The sequence below is a fragment of the Neisseria sp. P0009.S007 genome, assembly GCF_051962515.1.
The window spans coordinates 1-4,910 of record NZ_JBQCVF010000130.1 but is presented as its reverse complement, the minus strand read 5'-3'; the positions used below and the strand labels follow the sequence as shown (position 1 = coordinate 4,910).

The window sequence follows — 4,910 nt, the reverse complement described above, 5'->3', positions numbered from 1 at the left end:
AGTTTGAGGTAGATTGAGAGCGGTGTGTCCAAGTCGGCAAGCAGCTCTTGAACGAGTGGAATGCGGTTGTAACCTTGTGTGGCTTGGGCTTGGTATTCTTGTTTGCTGATCATCTTGATAAGTCTTTCAGACGGCCTGTTTTAGGGTGTTAAATCGTGTGAAGAGTATAGCATTTTATTGGGATTGTTGACAGTCTGAGCGTTATGTCAGATATAGAAAACGCCGTCTGAAAAAGACGGCGCGAGGTATCAGGCAAGGGTATTGCCGATTTTGTTTTTTCGGCTCCGTTTCCACTTGAAAACATAAGCGGCAACAACGGGAATCAGAGCAATAATGGATTTGAATGTCCAGCCTGAATACCATGTGCCTTCGGGAACATCGCTTGCAAGCCAAGTGAAGTATGGCCACCAGCAGGCAACCAGGCTGCCGAGGAACAGCGGCCAAATATGACGGCTTAAGTTGCGTTGCCATAAAAGGAAACAGATGGCCACCCAAACAAAAGTCAGTACGGTAATCAGGAGAATGGTGTAGGCATCTGAAATCAGGATGGCGGCAAAGTAGTAGCTGAGTCCGACCCATAATAGGGCAAGGATCAAGACGATGATTTCTTCCGGGCGTTTAAACATATTTTCTCTCTTTTATAAGACTGGCAATGCGTTAATACTATACCCTAAACAAGAAGCGATGATAAGAGTCTTTCAGACGGCCTTGTAGCCGGGTTTGCTATAATGTGCGCAATCAATTTTTTGGAAAGGACAAACCATGACGGCAAACTTTCAAGAAACGCTGAAGGCTTTGGGCAAACAGGCGAAAAAGGAAGCCGCGGAGCGGGAAGCCGAAGCGAAGGCTAAAAAGCTGGTAGAGGATGTAGATTTCAGCAAGGCGGTTGGCAAGGTTACGCCGTTGAAAAATGCCGGCAACTATTATGAACAGCCTCGTGATAAATCACCTATCAAGCCGCGACCTAAAGAAATGGCGACTTTGGAGCAGGAAGATTATTTTTATGTGGGCAACGGCGGCTGGGAAGAGCCGCCGGCTTCGTTCAGTAAAAACGGGCAGGGTAAAAATGATTTGATGCGTTTGCGAAACGGCCATTATCCCGTGGTGGCGGATGTAGATTTGCACGGCTATACGCAGGAGGAAGCGCAGCAGGTATTGAACGAATTTATTGAGTTTACGAAAAAACGCGGCGTTTGCGGAGAGATTGTCCACGGTAGTGGCTTGGGTTCTGCAGGCTATAAACCGGTTTTGAAAAATATGACGCGTCGCTGGTTGATGCAGCATCCTGATGTGTTGGCTTATGTCGAGCCTCGACAAGGCAATGATGGCGCAGTCAGGATCTTGTTGAAGCGTCAACGTCGGGACGATGATTGGAAGCAGTAAAATAAAAAAGCAGTGTCGATAAAATGACACTGCTTTTTTATGGTTGTCAGACTAAGAAGATTTCTTTTTGGAAATTGATTCGCAACCTTTTCCATTGGTCATTGCGGTTTTGAAATTATTGGCTGAATCAATATCAGTGCATTTGTAAGCATTGCCCAAACTATCCATCCAAACGGAAAGGGTATAGCCTGTTTTGGTGGGTATGGCTTTCAAACGATAGGCTCGGCTTGTACTAGCATCAATCATTTCGGCGGAGTATTTGTATTTGTCTGCCAAATCTTTATGGCCTTTATATGAGGAAATAAAGTCATCCAACTGAGTTTTAACCTCATCAGTTTTCCACTTTGGATTTTTAACCATCTGGTTTTTAAAAGCGGAATTGATGGCGACTAACTCGGCATGCGCTTGTGATTGGTAGCCGCGTTCAATGTAGCGGTTGTAAGAGGGAATGGCAATGATGCTTAGAATGGCTAAGATGGCGACGGCAATCATCATCTCAACCAGCGTAAAGCCTAGTTGTTGGGTAGAGGTGGTATTCATTTTATTATTCGCTGGCAACGTAAGACTGAAGAATGACTTGGGTATTGGCATTCTTACCCCATGCCTTGGCTGTAACACGGTAGGTAATTCGACCCTCAGTAGTTTTGCCTAAATATTCGATAATGTAGCGTGGATTGTTTGCGATGCCGCTTTTTTTATCTAAAGGATATTCCGTACCATTGGCGTCAATACACAGGTTTTTGTCGCATTTGCGCTTCCAAGCATCTACGGTTGGGCTACCCTCTTCAGTAAAATCGCCATTGGATTTTACGTTTGGTGTGGAACATAAACCTTTTTCACATTTTGCGGTAAAAGTAGTCTTTTTACCTTCAATATCAAAAATTTGATTTTCACCTTCACGCAGTGCCGCTTCTGCTAGGGTGGTTGCCAGTTTGCGGTCGGCATCATTGGTGCTGATACGCTGTTCAGTATTGTAGGACTGGGTGGCTGTGACCACGAGCAGGGCGATGACGACCATCATCATTAAGACGATAAACAAAGCATAGCCCTGCTGCCGGTCAGGTTTGATTAGAGTGATCGGTCGGCGCATACGTTTCCTCCGCGGATAGTGGCATTAATATTATAGATATCGACTTTATTGTCTTTTTCTGTTGAGGAATCAATGCTGCCGCCATTCAGTACGATTTGGATAGAAGCCGGAGATTTAGCCTCAGGTGAGATATCCAATTTATCTGCACGCACAAAGTTTTCTTCACTTGTGGCACTGGTAGATGCATTGGGCGCATCGGAACAGTTGGCATAAAAATAATGGATTTTCATAGACTCGATATCTTTAATCAGTAGCTGTGGGTTGTTCCATGAGCCATCATCAGATAATTGGAAACGGAATAAGCCGATCTCTTTGCCAAGTTTACCGACAGCGTAGGCAATTATTTCATGTTTCATGATGGCGATACTGCCGTCTTGATCAGAGTTGGTAATTTTTAAAGCCGATTTTGCCGCAGCCAAATCTTTAATTTCTGTGTGAGGTTTGGCAATACCGTAGCAGCTGCTGGCAATGGCAGTTTTTTCAGTTGAGTCTGCTTTGTCGATACCGTATTGGAACAGCAGGGCTTTGCCGGTTTGAGCAAAGCCGGTATAGCTTAATTTATTGATTTCTTTAACAGGTAACAGCTTATTAACACCGGCTGTTTTCAAGGCATATTCATCTGAGCTTTTGTCTTCTATCACTGCAGAGGCAGGAAAATTCGCCATATTGAAGCAGCCGAAATTACCTGCCATACGCGCATCGCGGACGATCATATTGGCGGCGTTGCGCAAATCTTGTTGGATACCGATACGGGCGTTAGCAGATTTGTTCAATCCGCGTGCAGTAAAGTAGGTGGAGCTGACAGCCATTAGGACGATCATGCTGAGCAGGCTGGCAACCAGAAATTCAAGGATGCTAAAACCGCGCATCGCGGTTTTATTGGGAATATGGTTGAGTAAGCGTTTATTGTTCATTGTTAGTCTCTTACGCGTGATTGGTAGGTATAGACAACGTGATGCCCCGATGTGTTGAGATTTTTTGCGCTATTTTCTTCTTCGACATCTTGCAACCATAAAACTTTCACGATGGTCGTGTCGCCTTTGCCATCGCATTTTGCGTTAAACCCATTTTCGTAAGTCGGCTCTGCACCGGAAGAATCTTTACAGATGGTCGAGAAGACTTGGGCTTCGGGAAGGGCTTTGGCTAAGTCGGCCTTAAACTGGGCAATTTGCGCCTGCGCAAGTTGCGCTTTGGTCATTTTGGCTTCAAATTTTGCAGTTTGTTTAGAGTCTGATTTGAGGTAGGCATCGTAGGATTTTTTATAACGGGTAGTTTTTTCGCCTGCAGTATCGGTTTCTTCAAAGAGCGTCGGATTAATGAGCATGCCTTCAATCAAATTTTGCGTAATTTGGGCGACTGTGGTTTGATTTTCAGACTCACGCACGTTGGATACGGTACGTAATTGAACAGCCAGAAGGGCCAGTACGCCGATAGCAAGGACAAACATGGCAATCAAAACTTCAATCAGGGTCATGCCTGATTGAAGTTTTGGAGTAAAGCTTGTTGAGCTCGTTTTCAGACGGCCTTTAAATAATCTGAGATGAGTAGGATTAGTAATGTTCATAAGATACCGTTGTTATTATTTGGAAGAGTATTCGCACATTTTGCGCTCATCGTTTTTAGCACAGATTTCGACATGCCCATTGCCATTGATTAAAAGTACGGTAGCACGGGCTTTCTTGGTTTCAGCATCGGTGGCGGATTTATCCGTCAGGCTGATTTTGATGTGGCCGTCTGAAAATTGATAATTCTTTCCATCGATTGAATGGCCAAATGTACCATTGGGAAGAAATCTCCACCAGACTTCTTTTGGAGCTGAAGCAGAGAGGGCAGAACGGTCATTGCCGATAGGGATATAGTTAAAGCTGTATTCCACTTTGTCAGTATCTCCATTAAGGATAATGGAGCGGATGGATAAATCGACAGTATCGTTTTGATAGCGTAAGTCTTCGTTTTTATCGGCGTAGGCCAACATACCATTACCGGCATATTTGGAATCGCAACCATTATTGGGCGAGCCATCGGATTTGATTTTGACCGGGCAGATGTAAACGGGAAGATTGAGACGGACGGCCTCATTTCGCGCGAAGCGCAGCAGATTGGCAATTTGCTCTGCTTGCGATGCTGCACGTCTGGAGGCAATCCATTGATTCATATTGGGAAGTGCGATGACGGCCATTACTGCTGCAATAGTAATGACGATCAGCAACTCAATTAGGGTGAAGCCTTTTTGTGTCTGATACATGAGTGATTTTTGGTAGTAATGTGTTGGGTAACTGACGTTTTCTCTTTTGCATTTGCCTGTGGCAATGCTTTTGCTTTTATTAGATTTATTTTAAACGATTTTGTAATGCGTGACTAATGAAATATGAAATTCGGTTAGTTTTTCAGACAATCTGTCTCAATCTTCCATCAACATGGATTCTGGAACATAGGC

General features: G+C 44.4%; 7 protein-coding genes. 1 reads left to right on the top strand and 6 read right to left on the bottom strand.

All coding sequences use genetic code 11. The annotated features are described in order from the left end of the window. Positions 1 to 248 precede the first annotated feature (248 nt). Positions 249 to 626 (bottom strand): hypothetical protein, encoded by a 378-nt coding sequence (locus ACTHS3_RS10190; protein ID WP_004519804.1) that lies wholly within the window; start codon positions 624 to 626, stop codon positions 249 to 251. Between the two features lie 136 nt (positions 627 to 762). On the opposite strand from ACTHS3_RS10190, the gene ACTHS3_RS10185 reads away from it, so the two are divergent. Continuing rightward, positions 763 to 1,383, top strand: a complete 621-nt coding sequence (locus tag ACTHS3_RS10185) for a Smr/MutS family protein (RefSeq protein ID WP_004519803.1) — start codon at positions 763 to 765, stop codon at positions 1,381 to 1,383. Between the two features lie 51 nt (positions 1,384 to 1,434). Here the strand turns inward: ACTHS3_RS10185 and ACTHS3_RS10180 are convergent, their stop codons facing one another. From ACTHS3_RS10180 to ACTHS3_RS10160, 5 genes are read right to left on the bottom strand one after another with little or no spacing between them, the layout of a single operon-like run. Further along, on the bottom strand, positions 1,435 to 1,923 hold the full coding sequence (locus ACTHS3_RS10180) for a PilX family type IV pilin (protein WP_004519802.1): 489 nt from the start codon (positions 1,921 to 1,923) through the stop codon (positions 1,435 to 1,437). A gap of 4 nt (positions 1,924 to 1,927) precedes the next feature. Next, positions 1,928 to 2,473 carry a pilus assembly PilX family protein gene (locus tag ACTHS3_RS10175; protein ID WP_004519801.1) on the bottom strand — a complete coding sequence of 182 codons (546 nt, stop codon included), beginning with the start codon at positions 2,471 to 2,473 and terminating at the stop codon, positions 1,928 to 1,930. Then, positions 2,452 to 3,387, bottom strand: coding sequence for a PilW family protein (locus ACTHS3_RS10170; RefSeq protein WP_004519800.1), 936 nt, complete (start codon positions 3,385 to 3,387; stop codon positions 2,452 to 2,454). Before ACTHS3_RS10170 ends, ACTHS3_RS10175 begins: the two co-directional genes overlap by 22 nt. A gap of 2 nt (positions 3,388 to 3,389) precedes the next feature. Beyond that, a complete protein-coding gene (gene pilV / locus ACTHS3_RS10165) occupies positions 3,390 to 4,037 on the bottom strand; it encodes a type IV pilus modification protein PilV (RefSeq protein WP_198400584.1) in 648 nt (215 codons plus the stop codon). Positions 4,038 to 4,052: 15 nt separating this feature from the next. Beyond that, positions 4,053 to 4,718: a pilus assembly FimT family protein gene (locus ACTHS3_RS10160; RefSeq protein WP_004519798.1), complete on the bottom strand. Its 666-nt coding sequence runs from the start codon at positions 4,716 to 4,718 to the stop codon at positions 4,053 to 4,055. Positions 4,719 to 4,910 lie beyond the last annotated feature (192 nt).